Annotated in this window: 1 pseudogene; it reads left to right on the forward strand. The window is 68.4% G+C overall.

What is annotated here, in order from left to right:
• Positions 1-163: 163 nt before the first annotated feature.
• Positions 164-304, forward strand: a pseudogene (locus SZN_RS37375) (30S ribosomal protein S4); the annotation flags it as partial.

Genomic DNA, 304 nt, shown 5'->3' on the forward strand with positions numbered 1-304 from the left:
CCCGGGATTCCGGGACCGGCCGGTGGGCCGTTCGTGTGCTGCACGTATGTGCCCAGACCAGGGAACGGCTGCCTGGCAAGTCCCCCGCGGACCTGCCGGGAATCCCCGGCTGCGGACGGCGACCTCCCGTAACCCTGAGGCAGCCGAATGAGAAAGGAAAGAAGTGGCGAACCAGTCCCGCCCCAAGGTCAAGAAGTCGCGTGCCCTCGGCATCGCGCTGACCCCGAAGGCCGTCAAGTACTTCGAGGCCCGTCCCTACCCGCCGGGTGAGCACGGCCGCGGCCGCAAGCAGAACTCGGACTAC

Source organism: Streptomyces zinciresistens K42 (assembly GCF_000225525.1).
In the GTDB taxonomy this organism is placed as follows: Bacteria; Actinomycetota; Actinomycetes; order Streptomycetales; family Streptomycetaceae; genus Streptomyces; species Streptomyces zinciresistens.